This is a genomic window from Zavarzinia marina (assembly GCF_021568905.1).
Lineage (GTDB): Bacteria > Pseudomonadota > Alphaproteobacteria > Zavarziniales > Zavarziniaceae > Zavarzinia > Zavarzinia marina.
Window position 1 is genome coordinate 622460 of sequence record NZ_JAKGSB010000002.1, and the last position, 14796, is coordinate 637255.

The following is a 14796-nucleotide window of genomic DNA, read 5'->3' on the forward strand; positions in this document are numbered from 1 at the left end:
CGCCTCTCCGGCCCCTGCGTCCCCATCGTCTAGAGGCCTAGGACACCGCCCTCTCACGGCGGCAACAGGGGTTCGAATCCCCTTGGGGATGCCATCGGCGCCTTTCGGCGCCCCGGCCTTTCTTCTGATTTTCCTGGATACAGCCGCCTGTCGGCCTCGTCGTTTCTGCGCAGATCGCGACGCGGGATGACCGGCAGAAGCTTATGCCATCGGGAAATTTCGAATGATTCGGATATTGCGTTTATTTCGAATATTCGGCAGAGTCAAGGAAAAGGGGTAGCCAGATGACCACGCCAGCATTCGCGGAAGGGCTGGGCGGCCGCCTTCCGTCCGACCTCGAAAAGGCATCCGCCAACCAGTTGCGCACCATCCTGGCGGCACATGCCGCAGGCGATGCGAGATTGCGCGTCCTCGACAAGGCGACGGGCAGCCCATCCGAGATTACATTGACGCCGGCCCTCACCGACTTGCTCATGGAACTCCTGAGGCATGTCGGCCGAGGCGACGCCGTCACCCTCGTGCCGGTCAGCAAGATGCTGACCACGCAGCAGGCCGCCGACATCCTCAATGTTTCACGGCCGTTCCTCATTCGGTTGCTGGATCGGGGCGACATCGTCCATACGACGGTCGGCCGGCATCGGCGGATCAAGGCGGAGGACCTGTTCGCCTATAAGCAGAAGCAGGCGGAAAAGCGCGGTGCGGCCTTGTCCCGTCTTGCTGAACTCGACGCGGATCATCTCTGATCCATGTTCGCAAATCGCTTCACGGCCTTCGTCGATGCCTGCACGCTGGCCGGCGCATTGAAGCGGAATATTCTCCTGACCTTGGCGGAGGCCGAATTTTTCCGGATCCGCTGGTCGGCCGAGGTCCTGGCGGAAACGCAGAGCGCGATCGAAAAAATCCTCACGCACCGCGGTTTCGTCGATGCGGCGGACCGAGCGTATCGAGCCCGGCAATTCATGGAAGACGCCTTCGCGGAGGCACTGGTCGTCGATTTCGACGACTTCCTGTGTGCCTGCAATGGCCTGCCCGATCCCGGCGATGCCCACGTCGTGGCGGCGGCATTGAAAACGCGCGCGGCGACGATCGTGACGGATAACCTCAAGCATTTTCCCGCCGACTTATTGGCGCCGCTGAACATCGAAGTGCGGTCGGCCGACGATTTCATCGCCGACACGATCTCGCTCGATCCCGGTCGGGCCGTAGCGGCGCTGCGGCGGATGCGTGTCCGTCTGAAGAAGCCGGAGAAGACAGCGGAGCTTCTACTTCTCGACATGGAGGCCGTCGGCCTGGTCGGCACGGTCGACGTCCTCAAGCCGCACGCCCTGTCCCTCTGAAGCTGGCCGGCATGGGATACCGGCGTCGCAAGCCCTGGACAAGCGCCGCGACCGCGCCAAGATCGCGCTATCGGCCGCAGCGGGCGGCCTTCGACGAGGAAACGACAGCGATGACCCGAAAGATCACGATCGCCCTGAGCCTGGCGCTGGCCTGCCTGGCCGCCGCCTGCAACACCATCGAGGGCGCGGGCCGTGATATCCGGAATACGGGCGACGCCATTTCCGGCGCGGCGCGCGACGTCAAGGACGAACTCTGACGTCGGGCGCCGCCCGGAGCGGGGTCGCGGAGCCTATTCCGCCGGCTGCGGCGCCGGGGCGGGCTGGATCCGGCGCGAGAACAGGCTGCGGATCAGGAAGAAGAACACCGGCACGAAGAAGATGCCGAGGATCGTCGCCGCCAGCATGCCGCCCATGACGCCGGTGCCGATGGCGTTCTGCCCGCCCGAACCGGCGCCGGTCGCCAGCACCAGGGGCAGCACGCCCAGGATGAAGGCGAAGGACGTCATCAGGATCGGCCGCAGCCGGAGGCGCACCGCCTCGAGGGTCGCGGCGACCAGGTCCTTGCCCATCTCCTGCTGTTCCTTGGCGAATTCGACGATCAGGATCGCGTTCTTCGCCGAGAGACCGACCGTGGTCAGCAGGCCGACCTGGAAATAGATGTCGTTCGACAGACCCCGCAGGTTGGCCGCGATCACGGCGCCGAGGACGCCGAGCGGCACCACCATGATCACCGAGAAGGGCACCGACCAGCTCTCGTAGAGGGCGGCGAGGCAGAGGAACACCACCAGGATCGAGATGGCGTAGAGCGCCGGCGCCTGATTGCCGGACGAACGTTCCTGATCGGACAGACCGGTCCATTCGAAGCCGACGCCGGGCGGCAGCTTGGCGATCAATTCCTCCATCGCCAGCATGGCGTCGCCCGACGACAGGCCGGGCGCGGCCGAGCCCTGAATCGAGAACGACGGCATGCCGTTGTAGCGTTCGAGGCGCGCCGGGCCATAGTCCCAGCGGGCGGCGGCGAAGGCCGAGAAGGGCACCATCTCGCCCGACGCGTTCCGCACGTGCCAGCGGTTCAGGTCATCCGGCGACATGCGGTAGGGCGCATCGGCCTGGACATAGACCTTCTTGATACGGCCGCGGTCGACGAAATCATTGGCATAGGTGCCGCCCCAGGCGGTCGCCAGGGTCGCATTGACGTCCGCCAGCGACAGGCCGAGCGCGCCGGCCCGGAGGGTATCGATCTCGACCCGGTACTGCGGCTCGTCCTCCTGGCCGTTGGGGCGCACCTGGGTCAGGCGCGGATCCTGTCCGGCCATGCCGAGCAGCATGTTGCGCGCCTCGAGCAGCTTGTCGTGGCCGATGCCGCCGAGATCCTGGAGCTGCAGGTCGAAGCCGGTCGCATTGCCGAGCTCGATCACCGCCGGCGGCGCGAAGGCGAAGACCATGGCGTCGCGGATGCCCGCGAAGGCCCCGAAGGCCTTGCCCGCTACGGCGCCGACGGCGAGATCCGGGCGCGTGCGTTCCGCCCAGTCGCGCAGGCCGATGAAGCCGATCGCGACATTCTGGCCGTTGCCGCCGAAGCTGAAGCCCTGGACCGTGAAGATCGAGCGCACGGCTTCCTTCTGGTCCTCCAGGAAGTGGTGCTCGATCTGCTTCACGACGTCCATCGTGCGCTCCTGGGTCGAGCCGACGGGCAGTTGCGCCTGGGTGAACATGATGCCCTGGTCCTCGTCCGGCAGGAACGAGGTGGGCAGCCGCACGAACAGGAAGCCGAGGCCGACCACCAGCGCGATGAACACCACCATGACATGAGGCACCCTGCGCAGCAGCCCGCCGACGGTCCGCTCGTAGGCCCGGCTCGATGCCTCGAAGCCCCGGTTGAACCAGCCGAACGGGCCCTTGCGGGCCATGCCGTGGCCCTTTTCGACCGGCTTCAGCATGGTGGCGCACAGCGCCGGCGTCAGGATCAGGGCAACCAGCACCGAGAGCACCATGGCCGAGACGATGGTGACCGAGAACTGGCGGTAGATGACGCCGGCCGATCCGGTGAAGAAAGCCATGGGCACGAACACGGCGGACAGGACCAGGGCGATGCCGACCAGGGCGCCGGTGATCTGCGTCATCGACTTTCGCGTCGCCTCGCGCGGCGGCAGGCCCTCCTCGGACATCACGCGCTCGACGTTCTCCACGACGACGATGGCATCGTCGACGAGGAGGCCGATGGCCAGCACCATGGCGAACATGGTCAGCACGTTGATCGAATAGCCGAGCGCGAACAGGACGCCGAAGGTGCCGAGCAGCACGACGGGCACCGCGATCGTCGGGATCAGGGTGGCACGGAAGTTCTGCAGGAAGACATACATGACGATGAAGACGAGGATGATCGCCTCGATCAGCGTCTTCACCACCTCCTCGATCGAGATCTTCACGAAAGGCGTGGTGTCGTAGGGAAAGACGACCTGAACGCCTTGGGGGAAGAAGGCCGACAGTTCGGCCATCTTGGCGCGCACCGCTTCCGCGGTGGCGAGCGCATTGGCGCCGGAAGCGAGCTTCAGGCCGATGCCGGCGGCCGGCTGACCGTTGTAGCGGGCGATGACGTCATAACCCTCGGCCCCGATCTCGATCCGGGCGACGTCGGCGAGGCGGACCCGCGATCCGTCCTCGCCCGCCTTGAGCAGGATGGCGCCGAATTCCTCGGGCGTGTTCATCAGCGTCTGCGCCACGATGGTCGCGTTCAGCTGCTGGCCGGGCGCGGGCGGCGTGCCGCCGAGCTGACCGGCCGAGACCTGAATGTTCTGCGACTGGATCGCCGCCACGACGTCGCCGGTCGTGAGGTGGAAGGCCGTCAGCTTCGCCGGGTCGAGCCAGATCCGCATCGCGTACTGATTGCCGAAGACCTGAATGTCGCCGACGCCTTCCACGCGGCTGAGGGGATCGACGAGACTTGAGCCGATGTAGTCCGCCAGATCGACCTGGCTCAGCCCGCTCTCGCCGGAGACGAGGCCGATCACCATCAGGAAATTGTCCGTCGCCTTGGCGACGACGACGCCCTGCTGCTGCACCGACTGCGGCAGGCTCGGCGTCGCCAGCGACAGCTTGTTCTGCACCTGGACCTGGGCGATGTCGGGATCCGTCCCCGCCTCGAAGGTCAGGGTGATGATCGAGAGGCCCGAGGACGAGGACGTCGACGACATGTAGCGGAGGTTGTCGATCCCCTTCATGCGCTGCTCGATGACCTGGGTCACCGATTCCTCGAGCGCCTGCGCGGACGATCCCGGATAGGTCGATGTGATCGAGATGGTGGTCGGCGCGATCGCCGGATATTGCGAGACCGGCAGGCCCATGATGGCGAGCCCGCCCGCCATCATGATCACGATGGCGATCACCCAGGCGAAGATCGGGCGGTCGATGAAGAAACTGGCCATGGTATCCCCGCCTCAGTTCGCGGGCGCCGTTGCGGGCGCGCCGTTCTGCGCCGTGGCGCCGGCGGGCACCGGCGTCACCTCGGCACCCGGATGGATCTTCTGCAGGCCGTCGACGATCACCCGGTCGCCCGGCTTCAGGCCCGAGGTCACCAGCCATTTGTCGCCGATGGCGCGGTCCGCCACGACGACGCGGGGCTCCACCTTGTCGCCCTCGCCGACGACCATGGCGCTGGCCTGGCCGGTCGGCGTGCGGGTGATGCCCTGCTGCGGCACCAGAAGGCCCTGGGGATCGACGCCCAGCTGGATCTCGGCGCGGACGAACATGCCGGGCAGCAGGCGCTGGTCCGGATTGGGGAAGACGGCGCGCAGGGTCACGGCGCCCGTGCCCTCGTCCACCGTCGCCTCGGAGAATTTCAGGCGCCCCTTGACGCCGTAGGTCGAGCCGTCCTCGAGGAACAGGGTGACTTCGGCGCTTTCGGCATTGACGCCCGTCAGCCGGCCGCTCGCCATTTCCGCCTTCACGCGGAGCAGCTCCGCGCTCGACTGGGTGACGTCGACATAGATCGGGTCGAGCTGCTGGATGGTGGCCAGCGCCGTCGCCTGATTGGCGGTGACGAGGGCGCCCTGGGTCACCGTGGAGCGGCCGATCCGGCCCGGAATGGGCGCGATGATGCGGGCGCGGTCGAGGTTGATGCGCGCGGTCGACAGGCTGGCCCTGGCGGCGGCGAGGTCGGCCTGGGCCTGCTTCAGGGCGGCGACCGCGTCGTCGTAATTCTGGCGGCTGACCGCATTGGTCTTCACGAGCTGGCGATAGCGCTTCTCGTCGAGACGGGCGATCTCCACCCCCGCCTCGGCCCGGGCGAGGCTGGCCTCGGCGGCGTCGACCATGGCCTGATAGGTCACCGGATCGATCTGATAGAGGGGATCGCCGGCCGCGACCTCGGCCCCTTCCTCGAACAGGCGCTCGGTGATGATGCCGTCGACCTGGGGCCGGATCTCGGCGATCCGATAGGCCGCCGTCCGGCCCGACAATTCGCTGGTGATGGTCACAGGGGCGGCTTCGATGGCGACGACGCCGACCGGCATCGGACCGCCCATGCCGGGCATGCCGCCACCGCCGCCGGCCTGCTGTTCGTCGCAGCCGGCTAGGGTCAGGGCGCCGGCCAGAAGGACGGCGGAAAAGGCGATCGACAAGGGAACCCGCGACGGCATAGGCATGACACACCTTTGAGAGTACTGGATGGCCGCCGGAACGAGCCCGGCCGTTTGCCCATCGGCTTCCCCCCCGATGCCGAATGGTGCCGTTCTAATGCGACGTTGCCTAGAATGAACGTTCATTCTAATATGAAGTCAAGATGCATTTCCGAAAGGGTGGTAGGCATGGGCATGGGCGACGCGGCCGGGACCGAGACGCGCCAGGAATCGCGGCGCCGTCAGATTCTCGACGCCGCCATTCGCTGCTTCCGCAACAATGGTTTCCATGCCACCTCCATGGCCGCGCTCGCCAAGGAGGCGGGCATGAGCGTCGGCCACATCTACCATTACTTCGAGAACAAGGAGGCGATCATCGCCGCCTTCATCGAGGAGAAGTTCGAGGATTTCCGCACCTATGTGGAAACCCTGAAGCAGCACCAGGGCTCCATCGCCGACGCCATGATCGAACAGGTCGAGGCCGGCTACGACGGCATGAGCGATCCTGACAAGGCGGGCCTGTTCCTCGAGATCACGGTCGAGGCGTCGCGCAACCCGAAGGTCGCCGCCATGGTGCAGGAAGCCGACCACACCATGCGCACCACGCTTGCCGGCATGATCGCCGAGAGCTGCGGCTGCACCGAACCCGACACCGAGGACCGCCTGATGGCCCGGGTCGACATGATCGTCACCCTATACGAAGGCCTGACGATCCGCGCCATCCGCAATCCCGGCATCAACCGCGACAGCGCCATCGAGGCCATGCGCCTCGCCTTCGACCGCCTGCTGTCGCCCTGAAGCTCATCCGGTCAGGCCGAAATCCGCCAGATCGCGGTCGCGCTGAACCGCGTCCTCCTCCAGGAAGAATTCGTCGAGCTGCGGTGGCGCCACCGGCGTTCCTGAGAGCATGGCGTGGACCTGCCCCCGGTGATGGATCTGATGGATGAAGAGATGGGGCAGCACCGTGCCCCGCGTCTCGCGGCGCAGGCCCCGCGCGCCGCGATCGAGAATGACGGCGCGCGCGAGATCGCCGTCGCCCTGCCCCCGGCACAGGGCCAGCAGGCGCCGGTCGACCGCCCGCTGGGCTTCGACCAGGGCCGGAACGTCCGACACCTGATCCATTTCGCCGCGGACCGCGGGATCGGCCCGCCCCGTTTCCAGCCCGCCGACATAATAGAGGTCGACCAGCAGGATATGGTTCAGGGTCTCGCGCAGGGAGGGAAAGAAGCTCGTCCGCGTCGCGGTGTACTGCGCATGATCCAGGCCCGCGACGGCGCCAAGCAGGCGCGCGTTCGACCAGGCATTGTTCAGCGCCATGCGCTCGAAATGGCGGGCGAGGCCGGTCATCGTCGTCCCCTTCTCAGGCCGGCACCGTGCCGGGGGCATTGGCGTCGCCCGGCGCGGTCTCGACCGCCAGCTCGGGCACGGCGATCACGCGCTGGCCCCTGAAGTCCGTGCGCATGACCAGAAGACCGCATTCCTCGAGATAGGCGAGGAGCCGCCGCGCCCGACCGAGGGACTGGGTGCCATAGGCCCGCGCCACTTCGGCGTCCGGCGGGCAGGGCCGGCCGTCGATCGCCGCCTGGGCGATCAGCAGGAACACGCCCTGCAGATCCTCGGTCAGGCGCGACGCCATCTCGACCGCGCGGGCCGCCGCCGAATCGTCGCCGGCGGCGGGATCGATGCCCGCGCGCACCATGGACAGCAGGCGGCGGAAGGCCGGCAGTTCGGGCACCGCGCCGGTCAGGCGGCGAATGCGCCGGCGCACCAGGAAATCCTGGTAGAGCACGGCATGGGTGCGATAGGCGGCGTCGGGATCGGCCAGGATCTCGGCCATGATCTCCTGATGGATGCGGTCGCGTTCACCGGCGTCGAGGCCGTCGTCGGGCTCCTCGGCGGCCGGCGGCGGGCCGAGGCCGGCGGGCCGCCCGCGCGCCAGTTCCAGCATGACCTCGGCCGTCGGCGCGGCCTGGGGCACGCGCGGCGCCGGCCGGAACACCGGCGGCTCGTCGGCCCCCGCCGTGAAGATCAGATCGGCGGCGTCCGCCGGTGGTTGTTCCGGCAGGGGCACCAGAATGGGGCTTGTCGAGCGGCTGGAGGTTTCGACCGCGCCGATCCGGATCGCCAGCGGGGCGCGCGACAGCGCGGGACCCAGCGCCACGAAATGGCCGCGTTCGAGATCGCGGAACATTTCCGCCTGGCGCTTGTCCATGCCCAGCAGATCGGCGGCGCGCGCCATGTCGATGTCGAGGAAGGTGCGCCCCATCAGGAAGTTGGAGGCTTCGGCGGCGACATTCTTGGCCAGCTTGGCCAGGCGCTGGGTGGCGATCACGCCGGCCAGCCCGCGCTTTCGCCCGCGCGACATCAGGTTGGCCATGGCGCCGAGGGTGAGTTTCCGCGCCTCGTCCGAGACCTCGCCGGCGGCGGCGGGCGCGAAGAGCTGTGCCTCGTCGACCACCACCAGCATGGGGTACCAATGGTCCCGTTCGGCATCGAACAGCCCGCCCAGGAAGGCGGCGGCGGCGCGCATCTGCGCCTCTGCGTCCAGCCCTTCGAGATTCAGGACGACGGAGACCCGGTGCTGGCGCACCCTTGCGGCGATCCGGGTCAGATCATCCTCGCTCCGCGTCGCGTCGACCACGACATGGCCGAAACGATCGGCCAGGGTGACGAAATCGCCCTCCGGGTCGATCACCGCCTGCTGGACATGGGGCGCGCTCTGTTCGAGCAGGCGGCGCAACAGATGGGATTTGCCGGAACCGGAATTGCCCTGCACCAGAAGGCGCGTCGCCAGCAGTTCCTCGAGGTCGAGCATCGCCGGCGCGCCGTTGCGCTGGGCCCCCATCTCGATCCCGATCTTCATCCCGATAAACCCCGCCTTACAATGCAACGACCCCGGCGGATGCCGCCCGCCGGGGTCATGCATTCTAGCGGGCGGCGGGGCGCCCGCAACCGGATCGGGCGCTCAGACCGCCCGAAGTTCGCTCATGCGCACCAGGCGGCCCGGGCGGGCACCGGTCAGTTCGTCGTTCTCGATCACAGGAACACCCGCCACCAGGGTGGCGCGATAGCCGACCGCATCCTGCAGCAGGCGCTGGCCGCCCGCCGGCAGGTCGTGGACCATATGCGGCGCCTTCAGGGTCAGGCGGTCGAAATCGATCACATTGATGTCCGCGCGCTTGCCCACCGCGAGGGTGCCGCGATCACGGAAGCCGCCATGGGCGGCATTGGCGCCGGTCAGCATATGGACCGCCTGTTCGATGGTCAGACGCTCGCCCCGCACCCGGTCCCGCGCCCAATAGGCGAGAAGGAAGGTGGAGAAGCTGGCATCGCAGACCGTGCCGACATGGGCGCCGCCGTCCGACAGCCCGGCCAGCGCAAGGGGGTGGCGCATCATGGTCAGCACATTGTCGAGAGAGAATTCGACATAGTTCGAGAAGGGGAAATAGAGCATCGCCCGCCCCCCGTCCTCGAGCATGGCGTCATAGATCGCCGACAGCGGCGAAACGCCGAGGGCCTGGGCCCGCGCATACATCGATTTCTCGAACGGCTGTTCGTAGTCCGGCGTCTCGCCCAGTTGGAACAGCATGGTCGAGACGAAATCGACGGCACCCAGGAATTTGTCGACCATGGGCGGGACCGAGGAACCGTCGGCCGCCATCTTGTCCGGCGTCTCGGCCATGATGCGGGCCTTGACCTCGGGATCGCACAGGCGCGCCACACGCTCCGCCAGGGGCAGATGGGCGATCGCCTTGTAGGACGGATGGCCCATGAAGGGATGGAAGGTGCATTGGAAGCCGACCATCACGCCGACGGCACGGGGCGCCGTCTGCATGCGGATGGTGATGCCCTTCGCCTTCGCCGCCTCGGCCCGCGCCACGATCTTCTTCCATTGCGCGGGATCGAGCGGGCGTTCCATCAGGGTGATGGAGGTCGGGTGGTCGGGCGCGGTGGCGGCATAGGCTTCGACGATGTCGAATTCGCGCTCGAATTCCGCCGGGCCCTTTTCGAGATCGAAATCGGAGACGGCCTGGAGCACGCCCCAGTCGAGACCCTTCATGGCTTCGGCGATACCCGAAAGCTCGGCGATGGTCGCCTCGGACGCCGGGGTCGCCAGACCGTCGGAGGTGCGGTGGGTGTCGCTGCGCCCGGTGGCGAAGCCGAAGGCGCCGGCCTCCATCGCCTCGCGCACCAGATCGCGCATCCTGGCGACATCCTGGGCCGTCGCCGCCTCGCCGTGGACCGCGCGCTCGCCCATGACATAGACGCGCAGCGGATCATGCGGGACCATGGCGGCGAAATCGATCGTATGGGGGAAGTCGATCGCCTTCATGTAGTCGGGGAAGCTTTCCCAGTTCCAGGTCAGGCCCTCGGCCAGCGCCACGCCGGGGATGTCCTCCACCCCTTCCATCAGGCGGATCAGGCAGTCGTGATCCTGCGGCCGCACCGGCGCGAAGCCGACGCCGCAATTGCCGAGCACGGCGGTGGTGACGCCGTGATTGACCGAGGGGCGGAGATCCGCGTCCCAGCTCACCTGGCCATCGTAATGGGTGTGGAGGTCGACGAAGCCGGGGGTGACGATGGCGCCGGTCGCGTCGATCACCCGCGCGGCATCGCCCGGGCAGGCGCCCAGCGCGACGATGCGCCCGTCCTTCACCGCGACGTCGCCCTCATAGGCGGGCGCGCCGGTACCGTCGACGATGGTGCCGCCGGTGATCTTCAGGTCGTAGTCCATGCTTCCCTCCCCTTGGCGGCGACGCCGCTTTTTTATTTCGTCATCCCGGCGCCGGCCGGGATCTTTTGCAGAACGGGCGCCCCTTCCGTCGAAAGGTCCCGGCCTTCTGCCTGGACGACGATGTAAAGCGCATCCCTGTCGATGATCAGATTTAGTCTCGTTTCAGTCTGGCGTCATTGACCGGCACCGCCTGAAAATTGACATTTCGTGCCAGCATGCCGAAAATCCGATCATGATCGGCAGCGGCGTTTCCACCGCCTATGTGCGGACCGTGATCGAGACGGCGGCTGGCCTGGTGCCGGGCCTCGCCCCCGGCGACGTGCTGGCGCGCGCCGGCGTGGATCCCGCCCGCCTTTCCCGCGCCGACGGGCAATTGACCCTGGGGGAGGTGGACCGCATCTGGCAGGCCGCCGCCGCCCTGGCGGCGACACCCGCCCTCGGCCTCGCCGTCGGACGCCAGGCGCAGCCCGCGAGTTTCAGCCTGGTCGGTCAGGTGATGATGACGGCGCCCGACCTCGGCACCGCGCTGCGCGAGGCGGTGCGCCTGACGCCGCTGATCGGCGAGGGCGGCTTGATCGAGATCGGCCACGAACCGGGCCGCGTGCTGATGCGCTATACGCCCGCCAGCGCCGACTGGGTGCTGAAGGAAATGCGCGTCGACGCGGCGCTGGGCGCCAGCCTGATGCTGGCGCGCATGATCACCGGCCACGACCTCTCGCCCGTCGAGGTCCGGCTGGAGCGGTCCGCGCCCCGGGACGCCGGCCCCTGGGCCACCCTCTTCGGCACCAAGGTCCGCTTCGGCGCCGGACAGAATGCCCTGGTCTGGAACCGCGACCAGATGGCCATGCCGCTGCGCGCGGCGAACGAGGCGGTGAACCGCTTGCTGCTGGCCCATGCCGAGGATGTGTGCCGCGAGCGCCTGTCGGGCGGCGGCATGCCGGCGGCGCTGCGCCGGGTGCTGCAAGGCCTGCTGGCGGCGGAGAAAGGCCCGAGCGTGGAAGCGGCGGCGGACGCGCTGAACACCAGCGTGCGCAGCCTGCAGCGGGCGCTGGACGCCGCCGGCACGACGTTCAGTGCGGAGCGCGATGCGGTGCGCCTGGCGCTGGCCCGGCGTTACCTGTCGCGTCCCGACCTGAAGGTGGAGGCCGTCGCCGCCCGTCTCGGCTTCGCCGAGGCCGGGGTCTTCGTCCGTGCCTTCCGGCGCTGGACCGGGCAGACGCCGGCGCGCTGGCGCAGGGTCACCCTCGGTGAATCCGGTCTCAGTGGATCCCCATCATCGGCTTCATCATCCGGCGCAGCAGACCCGGGAACAGACCCGCGACCTTGAGCCCGAAGGAGACCTGACCGTTGCCCGGCCAATGGACCTTGTCGCCCTGCGCCGCCTTATAGGCGAGATTGGCGATATCCTGCGGCGTATGGGCGATGCCGCCCATCTTGGCTACCGCCTCGCCGGCGCCGTGGCCCTGGCTGTGCACCATGTCGGTCGCGACGAAGCCGGGCAGGATGTCGGTCACCTTGATGCCCAAGGGGGCGAATTCCTGGGCCAGCGCCTCGGTCAGGGCGCGGACGGCGAATTTCGTCGCCGAATAGACCGCGAGCCCCGGCGTGCCGTACATGGCGGAAGCCGAGCACAGCGACACGATCGCGGCGCCCGGCGTCTGCTTCATGTAGGGCAGCGCCGCGTGGAAGCCGTTCACCACGCCCTTCAGGTTCACGTCGATGGTCTTGGCGTGGAATTCCGGCGTGATCTGCTCGAAGGCGGCGAATTTGGCGATGCCGGCATTGTTGACCAGCACGTCCAGCCGCCCGCCCGCCGCCGCCACGAAATCCGCCATGACCTTTTCGAAGGCGGCGAAATCCGTGACGTCCAGCGTGGCATGGAAGCAGCGGTTGGCGCCCAGTTCCGACGCCAGTTTCGCCACCCCCTCGGCGTCGAGATCGACGAGACCGACGAAATAGCCCTCGCGCGCGAAACGCCGCGCGATCTCGGCCCCGATGCCGCGCGCGGCGCCGGTGATGAAGACGGATTTGGTCATGCGTTCTCCCCTTATTTTACTTGGACGTCATCCCGGCGAAGGCCGGGATCTTTCGTCGTGTTTTCGATGCCCGCCGCGAGGGCGGCGTGTCTCTCTTTCAGGCTCCCCACAGGTCCAGCGGCACCTCGAACGGCTTGTTCTGATAGGCGGGCCGCGAGGGCGTCATGGCCGCGACCGCGCCGGTCAGCCGTCCGTCGAGGCCGAGCAGCCCGTCGGCGATGGCGATGATGCGCCGGTTGGGCGAGGCGGCCGGCGATTGCAGGCGGATCGCCTCCGCCGCCGCGCGCTCGCGCCCCGGATTGTGCAGGGCGAGCGTGATCAGGGCACTGGCGGTCGAGCGCGATATGCCGGCGAAGCAATGGATCAGGATCGGCTCGCGCGCGTCCCAGCCGCGCAGGAAGGCGATCAGGGCACGCACATGCTCGACTTCCGGCACGACCATGCCCTCCTGGGCTTCCGCGTAGTCATGGACGCCGACCCGGTGGTGCCGCTCGGGCACCACTTCGGGCGGGGTTTCCGGCCAATCGTCGGGATCGAGCAGGGAGACGAGATGACTGGGGCGGACGCGCCGCGCCACCATGGGCAGATCGGCCCAGGGACAGACATGGACGACCGGCATTTTCCCCTCCCCGCGCGTCGCCGGCCTTAATCCGGCGATGCGCCATTGCCTGCGCACCCTAATGTGATCAATACTCATGTACAAGCGCCCGCAAGTGGCGCCGACGGAGGAGGATACAAGATGGAAGCCGCCTTGCCGCTGATTTTGGCGGCCCTTGCCGCCGCCGGCCTGATGGCGGCGATCTGGTTCGTCTCGCGCGGGGCCCGCCCCCCCGCCCTGGACGAGCCGCTGGCGCGCCGCCGCCTGACCGAGGACTGGCAGGATTTCGAGCCGGCGGAAGTCTGGATCGCCGCCGATCGCGGCGCGGCGCTCGCCACCGACCGGGCCTCGAGCCGGCTCGGCCTCGTCTTCGCCTTCGGCGACAAGCTGCCGAGCCGCCTGCTCGGCCCCGGCGACGTCGTCTCCTGCCGGCTGGAGGGCGGTCGCCTGCTGGTCGAGACCAAGGATTTCGGCCGCCACCATTTCGAGATGGCGTCGACCGGCGACGCCGCCACCCGCCCCTGGGTCGACCGGCTGCGCGGCCTGGCCCACGGCTGAGGATAGAGACGCCATGGAAATGCTCGCCCTGCTGCAATATGCGGTGCCCGGTTTCGTCCTCCTCGTCCTGGCGGAACTCGCCTGGATGAGATGGCGCGGCGGCGTCGCCTATGAATGGCGCGACAGTGTCGCCAGCCTGACCATGGGCCTCGGCAATCTGGTGGACGGCGCCCTGATCGCCCTCGTGCTCTATCCCCTCTTCGCGCTCCTTTACGAATACCGGCTGTTCGACTGGGACGCGGCGGTATGGTGGGCCTTTCCCGCCGTCCTCCTGATCCAGGATTTCTGCTTCTACTGGAGCCATCGGCTCAGCCATCAGTGGCGCTGGTGGTGGGCGGCCCATGTCACCCACCATTCGTCCCTGCACTTCAACCTGTCGACGGCGCTGCGCCAGCCCTGGTCCGGCTTCTTCGCCATGTCCTGGATCCCCTATGCCCTGATGCCGGTCGTGGGCATCCCGGTGGAGGCGATCGCCGTCGCTCACGGCGTCTCCCTGGTCTATCAGTTCTGGATCCATACCGAGGCGATCGGCAGGATGCCGGCATGGTTCGAGGCGGTGTTCAACACCCCGTCGCACCACCGCGTCCACCATGCCACCAACCCGCGCTATCTGGACCGCAATTACGCCGGCACGCTGATCATCTGGGACCGCCTGTTCGGCACCTTCGAGCCCGAGAACGCGATGGACCCGCCGCGTTACGGCATCGTGAAGAACATCGGCACCTTCAATCCGGCGGTCATCGGCTTTCACGAATGGGTCGGCATCTTCCGCGACCTGCGCGCGGCCCGGACCTGGCGCGGCCGCGTCCTGACCCTGTTCGGCCCGCCCGGCTGGCGCGAGGACGGCAAGGGCTCCACCTCCGAGACCATTCGCGACGCCTGGCGCCGTCGGCCCGAGGCAATGCCAGCCGAATAG

14 protein-coding genes and 1 tRNA gene are annotated in these 14796 nt (G+C 68.0%); 8 read left to right on the forward strand and 7 right to left on the reverse strand.

The features are described from left to right. The first annotated feature begins 18 nt into the window (after positions 1 to 18). The 4 genes from L2U69_RS08680 to L2U69_RS08695 all read left to right on the forward strand — a co-directional run bounded on the left by L2U69_RS08680 (position 19) and on the right by L2U69_RS08695 (position 1594). A tRNA-Glu gene (locus L2U69_RS08680) sits at positions 19 to 94 on the forward strand. A gap of 190 nt (positions 95 to 284) precedes the next feature. Further along, entirely contained in the window at positions 285 to 743 is a 459-nt protein-coding gene (locus tag L2U69_RS08685; protein ID WP_236106389.1) for a helix-turn-helix domain-containing protein, read from the forward strand. Between the two features lie 3 nt (positions 744 to 746). Continuing rightward, the gene (locus L2U69_RS08690; RefSeq protein WP_236106390.1) at positions 747 to 1337 is read left to right on the forward strand and encodes a PIN domain-containing protein; all 591 of its coding nucleotides are present in this window, start codon (positions 747 to 749) and stop codon (positions 1335 to 1337) included. Between the two features lie 110 nt (positions 1338 to 1447). After that, a complete protein-coding gene (locus tag L2U69_RS08695; protein WP_236106391.1) occupies positions 1448 to 1594 on the forward strand; it encodes an entericidin A/B family lipoprotein in 147 nt (48 codons plus the stop codon). Positions 1595 to 1627: 33 nt separating this feature from the next. Here the strand turns inward: L2U69_RS08695 and L2U69_RS08700 are convergent, their stop codons facing one another. Together L2U69_RS08700 and L2U69_RS08705 are read right to left on the reverse strand one after the other, a co-directional pair. After that, positions 1628 to 4762 carry an efflux RND transporter permease subunit gene (locus L2U69_RS08700; RefSeq protein ID WP_236106392.1) on the reverse strand — a complete coding sequence of 1045 codons (3135 nt, stop codon included), beginning with the start codon at positions 4760 to 4762 and terminating at the stop codon, positions 1628 to 1630. A 12-nt stretch (positions 4763 to 4774) separates the two neighbouring features. Continuing rightward, entirely contained in the window at positions 4775 to 5980 is a 1206-nt protein-coding gene (locus L2U69_RS08705; RefSeq protein WP_329605383.1) for an efflux RND transporter periplasmic adaptor subunit, read from the reverse strand. A 162-nt stretch (positions 5981 to 6142) separates the two neighbouring features. Between L2U69_RS08705 and L2U69_RS08710 the strand changes: the two genes are divergently transcribed. Beyond that, a complete protein-coding gene (locus L2U69_RS08710; protein ID WP_236106393.1) occupies positions 6143 to 6751 on the forward strand; it encodes a TetR/AcrR family transcriptional regulator in 609 nt (202 codons plus the stop codon). Positions 6752 to 6754: 3 nt separating this feature from the next. On the opposite strand, the gene L2U69_RS08715 is transcribed toward L2U69_RS08710, so the two are convergent. The 3 genes from L2U69_RS08715 to L2U69_RS08725 all read right to left on the reverse strand — a co-directional run bounded on the left by L2U69_RS08715 (position 6755) and on the right by L2U69_RS08725 (position 10688). Further along, a complete protein-coding gene (locus tag L2U69_RS08715) occupies positions 6755 to 7300 on the reverse strand; it encodes a DinB family protein (RefSeq protein ID WP_236106394.1) in 546 nt (181 codons plus the stop codon). Positions 7301 to 7313: 13 nt separating this feature from the next. Continuing rightward, positions 7314 to 8816: an ATP-binding protein gene (locus tag L2U69_RS08720; protein ID WP_236106395.1), complete on the reverse strand. Its 1503-nt coding sequence runs from the start codon at positions 8814 to 8816 to the stop codon at positions 7314 to 7316. Between the two features lie 102 nt (positions 8817 to 8918). Further along, positions 8919 to 10688 carry an N-acyl-D-amino-acid deacylase family protein gene (locus L2U69_RS08725; protein ID WP_236106396.1) on the reverse strand — a complete coding sequence of 590 codons (1770 nt, stop codon included), beginning with the start codon at positions 10686 to 10688 and terminating at the stop codon, positions 8919 to 8921. Between the two features lie 232 nt (positions 10689 to 10920). Here L2U69_RS08725 and L2U69_RS08730 point away from each other — a divergent pair, with 232 nt between their 5' ends. Next, the gene (locus L2U69_RS08730; protein WP_236106397.1) at positions 10921 to 12015 is read left to right on the forward strand and encodes an AraC family transcriptional regulator; all 1095 of its coding nucleotides are present in this window, start codon (positions 10921 to 10923) and stop codon (positions 12013 to 12015) included. Here L2U69_RS08730 and L2U69_RS08735 read toward each other — a convergent pair. Together L2U69_RS08735 and L2U69_RS08740 are read right to left on the reverse strand one after the other, a co-directional pair. Continuing rightward, positions 11948 to 12724 (reverse strand): SDR family oxidoreductase, encoded by a 777-nt coding sequence (locus L2U69_RS08735; RefSeq protein WP_236106398.1) that lies wholly within the window; start codon positions 12722 to 12724, stop codon positions 11948 to 11950. The two genes, L2U69_RS08730 and L2U69_RS08735, sit on opposite strands and share 68 nt — an antisense overlap. 97 nt (positions 12725 to 12821) lie before the next feature. Further along, positions 12822 to 13343 carry a tyrosine phosphatase family protein gene (locus L2U69_RS08740; protein ID WP_236106399.1) on the reverse strand — a complete coding sequence of 174 codons (522 nt, stop codon included), beginning with the start codon at positions 13341 to 13343 and terminating at the stop codon, positions 12822 to 12824. Between the two features lie 120 nt (positions 13344 to 13463). Between L2U69_RS08740 and L2U69_RS08745 the strand changes: the two genes are divergently transcribed. Together L2U69_RS08745 and L2U69_RS08750 are read left to right on the forward strand one after the other, a co-directional pair. After that, complete coding sequence (locus tag L2U69_RS08745) at positions 13464 to 13880, forward strand: hypothetical protein (RefSeq protein WP_236106400.1); 417 nt, start codon at positions 13464 to 13466, stop codon at positions 13878 to 13880. Between the two features lie 13 nt (positions 13881 to 13893). Further along, positions 13894 to 14796 carry a sterol desaturase family protein gene (locus tag L2U69_RS08750; RefSeq protein WP_236106401.1) on the forward strand — a complete coding sequence of 301 codons (903 nt, stop codon included), beginning with the start codon at positions 13894 to 13896 and terminating at the stop codon, positions 14794 to 14796.

Bases quoted from the DNA above. Each gene is read 5' to 3' on its own strand.
- L2U69_RS08685 (WP_236106389.1), top strand. From the start codon at position 285: ATGACCACGCCAGCATTCGCGGAAGGGCTGGGCGGCCGCCTTCCGTCC.
- L2U69_RS08690 (WP_236106390.1), top strand. From the start codon at position 747: ATGTTCGCAAATCGCTTCACGGCCTTCGTCGATGCCTGCACGCTGGCC.
- L2U69_RS08695 (WP_236106391.1), top strand. From the start codon at position 1,448: ATGACCCGAAAGATCACGATCGCCCTGAGCCTGGCGCTGGCCTGCCTG.
- L2U69_RS08700 (WP_236106392.1), bottom strand. From the start codon at position 4,762: ATGGCCAGTTTCTTCATCGACCGCCCGATCTTCGCCTGGGTGATCGCC.
- L2U69_RS08705 (WP_329605383.1), bottom strand. From the start codon at position 5,980: ATGCCTATGCCGTCGCGGGTTCCCTTGTCGATCGCCTTTTCCGCCGTC.
- L2U69_RS08710 (WP_236106393.1), top strand. From the start codon at position 6,143: ATGGGCATGGGCGACGCGGCCGGGACCGAGACGCGCCAGGAATCGCGG.
- L2U69_RS08715 (WP_236106394.1), bottom strand. From the start codon at position 7,300: ATGACCGGCCTCGCCCGCCATTTCGAGCGCATGGCGCTGAACAATGCC.
- L2U69_RS08720 (WP_236106395.1), bottom strand. From the start codon at position 8,816: ATGAAGATCGGGATCGAGATGGGGGCCCAGCGCAACGGCGCGCCGGCG.
- L2U69_RS08725 (WP_236106396.1), bottom strand. From the start codon at position 10,688: ATGGACTACGACCTGAAGATCACCGGCGGCACCATCGTCGACGGTACC.
- L2U69_RS08730 (WP_236106397.1), top strand. From the start codon at position 10,921: ATGATCGGCAGCGGCGTTTCCACCGCCTATGTGCGGACCGTGATCGAG.
- L2U69_RS08735 (WP_236106398.1), bottom strand. From the start codon at position 12,724: ATGACCAAATCCGTCTTCATCACCGGCGCCGCGCGCGGCATCGGGGCC.
- L2U69_RS08740 (WP_236106399.1), bottom strand. From the start codon at position 13,343: ATGCCGGTCGTCCATGTCTGTCCCTGGGCCGATCTGCCCATGGTGGCG.
- L2U69_RS08745 (WP_236106400.1), top strand. From the start codon at position 13,464: ATGGAAGCCGCCTTGCCGCTGATTTTGGCGGCCCTTGCCGCCGCCGGC.
- L2U69_RS08750 (WP_236106401.1), top strand. From the start codon at position 13,894: ATGGAAATGCTCGCCCTGCTGCAATATGCGGTGCCCGGTTTCGTCCTC.